The following is a 2,817-nucleotide window of genomic DNA, read 5'->3' on the forward strand; positions in this document are numbered from 1 at the left end:
CAGTGGCCGACATACAAAATGTAGATGCCAATAGGTTTGAACAAGAACTTATTTTCTACTTAGAAAAACTGGATATTACAGAAGAGAAAATACGTCTTAAGAAACACTTAGACTACTTTATTGAAACTCTTCAATCTGAAGATTCTAACGGACGAAAATTGAGCTTTATAGCCCAAGAAATAGGTAGAGAAATAAATACATTGGGTTCAAAAGCTAACTTTGCCCCTATGCAGCAGATAGTAGTGCAAATGAAAGATGAACTCGAAAAGATTAAAGAACAGGTACTGAATGTATTATAATGAATAAGCTTATTATTTTTTCAGCTCCTTCGGGGAGTGGTAAGACTACCATTGTGAAGCATTTGCTTTCATTGGCTCCGCTTAATTTAGCGTTTTCTATTTCGGCAACCTCGCGTGCCCCTCGCGGTGAGGAGGTACACGGTAAGGAATATTATTTTCTTTCAGCTGAAGAGTTCAAACAACGCATAGCTGATAACGATTTCTTAGAATGGGAAGAGGTATATCAAAACTACTTTTACGGCACCCTAAAATCGGAAGTAGAACGGCTGTGGGCTATGGGCAAAAACGTAGTATTCGACATAGATGTAGCAGGAGGGTTGCGCATCAAAAAGCAATTCCCTGAGCAAACCTTAGCTATCTTTGTCGAACCTCCTAGCATAGCTGTATTAGAGGAGCGTTTGCGAGCTCGACAAACAGAGACTGAAGAGAAAATACAGATGCGCTTAGACAAAGCAGCACAAGAGATGGCTACAGCTCATCTTTTCGATGTTATTATCAAAAATGATGACCTACCGCGCGCACTGCAGGAGGCTGAAGACCTTGTAACTGATTTTATTAACAAATGAGAAAACAAATAGGTTTATTCTTTGGGTCATTCAACCCTATTCATATTGGGCATCTCATCTTGGCAAACCACTTAGCAGAGCATAGTGCAATGCACGAAGTGTGGTTCGTAGTAACACCTCAAAATCCGTTCAAGGAAAAGCAATCGTTATTAGACAATCACTTACGCCTTGAAATGGCTGAGTTGGCTGTAGATGATTATCCTAAACTTCGCACTTGCAATATAGAGTTTCACCTGCCACAACCCAATTATACAGTTAATACATTGGCTCACTTAGGTGAAAAATACCCTGACGTAGACTTTGCTCTGATTATGGGAGAAGATAATCTAAAAAGTTTTCACAAGTGGAAGAATTACGAGCATATATTAGCTAACTATCAGCTTTACATCTATCCGCGTATCTCTGAGGGGGTAGTTGCTGAAGTGTTGAGCAATCACCCGCACATTACTCGTATTACAGCCCCGATTATAGAACTATCAGCCACCTTTATTCGCGATGAAATAAAGGCGAGACACAATGTGCGTCCGCTACTGCCTGAGAAAGTATGGCAGTATATTGACAAAATGGGACTGTATTTGAAATAAGAAATAAAGTAATAAAAAAGAAAATGAAGAAAACAAAAATATTAATGGTTTGCTTGGGCAATATCTGCCGCTCACCATTAGCTGAAGGAGTTATGCGCAGCAAACTTCCTATTGACTCTTTTGAAGTAGATTCAGCAGGGACTGCTAACTATCATATAGGCGATGCCCCTGACCCGCGCAGTATTGCATCAGGTAAAAAGCACGGAGTAGACATCTCGATGCTTAGAGGAAGACAATTTAGCATAACTGATTTTGAGGCTTTTGACTATATTTTCGTAATGGATAGAAGTAATTATCAGTATCTTATCCGTTTAGCGAGAAACGAGCACGATTTAAACAAAATCTCGTTTCTCAGTGATGCTCTTGACAAGATGACTAAAGCTGAAATACCTGACCCTTATTATGGTAGTGAAGCTGATTTTGAAAAAGTATATCAACTTATAGATGCTGCTTGCGAAAAAGTAGCACACAAACTAACAACTAACAGCTAAATTGGACTTTTCATCAAAACTCTTAGAGAATGCAGTATACGAGATTGGACAATTACCAAGCATAGGCAAACGGACGGCTCTGCGGCTGGCTTTGCACCTGCTTAAACAACCAGAAGAACAAACGCTACAGCTGGCACAAGCATTAGTCGCTCTACGTACTCATATAGTGTACTGCAAAAATTGTCATAACATTTCGGATGTAGAAATATGCGAAATATGTGCTAACCCCGTGCGCGACACAGGGGTTATCTGTGTAGTAGAAGACTTCCGCGATGTGATGGCTATAGAAAACACAGGACAATTTTTTGGTCAGTATCACGTGCTAGGGGGCAAAATATCGCCTATTGATGGTATTGCTCCCTCTAATCTGCACATAGCTTCTTTAGTAGAAAAAGTAAAGCAAGGAAAAGTGAATGAGCTTATTCTCGCCCTAAGCAATACTATGGAGGGTGATACTACTAACTTCTATATTTACAAGCAAGTAGAACCTTATAACATCACAATTTCTACTATAGCACGCGGTATAGCGGTAGGTGCTGAAATAGAATATACTGATGAGATAACATTAGGGCGCAGTATTGCGCACCGAATACCTTTTGAAAAGGCAATTAAAGCAGTTTAAAAGAAAACACAAAAAATGATACAAGTAGCTAACACTATTATTTCGGAAGATATTATAGATAACGAGTTTGTGTGCAACCTAACTTCCTGCAAGGGAGCTTGCTGTATAGAAGGCGATGCAGGAGCTCCTGTAGAAGAGACTGAGTTAAGAATAATGAAGCGTATTTATCCGGAAGTAGAACCTTATCTAACTGATGAAGGTAGGGCTGCTATAGAGGCACAAGGGGTATATGTGAAAGGAGAAGACGGCGAATGG

The 2,817-nt window shown here is 39.8% G+C and carries 6 protein-coding genes; all 6 read left to right on the forward strand.

Annotated features, from left to right (window positions below; all coding sequences use genetic code 11):
• A partial coding sequence (locus tag HMPREF9074_RS06805; protein ID WP_034540085.1) for a DUF1732 domain-containing protein occupies window positions 1-299 on the forward strand: 299 nt, incomplete at its 5' end.
• Window positions 299-865, forward strand: a complete 567-nt coding sequence (gene gmk / locus HMPREF9074_RS06810) for a guanylate kinase (protein WP_009392810.1) — start codon at window positions 299-301, stop codon at window positions 863-865. The genes HMPREF9074_RS06805 and gmk, both read left to right, overlap by 1 nt.
• Window positions 862-1,449, forward strand: coding sequence for a nicotinate (nicotinamide) nucleotide adenylyltransferase (gene nadD / locus HMPREF9074_RS06815; RefSeq protein WP_009392812.1), 588 nt, complete (start codon window positions 862-864; stop codon window positions 1,447-1,449). Before gmk ends, nadD begins: the two co-directional genes overlap by 4 nt.
• 23 nt (window positions 1,450-1,472) lie before the next feature.
• Window positions 1,473-1,940, forward strand: coding sequence for a low molecular weight protein-tyrosine-phosphatase (locus HMPREF9074_RS06820; protein WP_009392817.1), 468 nt, complete (start codon window positions 1,473-1,475; stop codon window positions 1,938-1,940).
• Window position 1,941: 1 nt separating this feature from the next.
• Entirely contained in the window at window positions 1,942-2,562 is a 621-nt protein-coding gene (gene recR, locus HMPREF9074_RS06825) for a recombination mediator RecR (protein WP_009392818.1), read from the forward strand.
• Between the two features lie 15 nt (window positions 2,563-2,577).
• Window positions 2,578-2,817: DUF3109 family protein (locus HMPREF9074_RS06830; protein ID WP_034540088.1), on the forward strand; the 240-nt coding region annotated here is incomplete at its 3' end.

Origin of the sequence: Capnocytophaga sp. oral taxon 329 str. F0087, assembly GCF_000213295.2 — a bacterium.
Classification (GTDB): Bacteria; Bacteroidota; Bacteroidia; order Flavobacteriales; family Flavobacteriaceae; genus Capnocytophaga; species Capnocytophaga leadbetteri_A.

Excerpts from the sequence above, each read along its gene's own strand:
- gmk (WP_009392810.1), top strand. The coding sequence starts at position 299 with ATGAATAAGCTTATTATTTTTTCAGCTCCTTCGGGGAGTGGTAAGACT.
- nadD (WP_009392812.1), top strand. The coding sequence starts at position 862 with ATGAGAAAACAAATAGGTTTATTCTTTGGGTCATTCAACCCTATTCAT.
- HMPREF9074_RS06820 (WP_009392817.1), top strand. The coding sequence starts at position 1,473 with ATGAAGAAAACAAAAATATTAATGGTTTGCTTGGGCAATATCTGCCGC.